1 protein-coding gene is annotated in these 299 nt (G+C 57.9%); it reads left to right on the top strand.

The features are described from left to right. Positions 1-299: chlorophyll a/b-binding protein (locus D2V08_RS18135; RefSeq protein ID WP_147374019.1), on the top strand; the 299-nt coding region annotated here is incomplete at both ends.

Raw genomic sequence — 299 nt, 5'->3', positions numbered from 1 at the left:
GCCGGTTCACAGATCTTCAGCGAGGGCGGTTTGGACTACTTGGGCAACCCAAGCTTGGTCCATGCACAGAGCATTTTGGCCATCTGGGCTACCCAGGTTGTGTTGATGGGAGCCGTAGAGGGCTACCGTATTGCCGGCGGCCCGCTCGGTGAGGTGACCGACCCCATCTACCCCGGCGGCAGCTTCGACCCATTGGGTCTGGCTGAAGACCCCGAAGCCTTCGCTGAGTTGAAGGTTAAGGAGCTCAAGAACGGGAGACTAGCCATGTTTTCCATGTTCGGCTTCTTTGTTCAAGCCAT

This window comes from Flagellimonas lutimaris, from assembly GCF_003581615.1.
Lineage (GTDB): Bacteria > Bacteroidota > Bacteroidia > Flavobacteriales > Flavobacteriaceae > Flagellimonas > Flagellimonas lutimaris.
The sequence above is the reverse complement of the archived record's forward strand: the minus strand, read 5'-3'. Positions and strand labels throughout refer to the sequence as shown.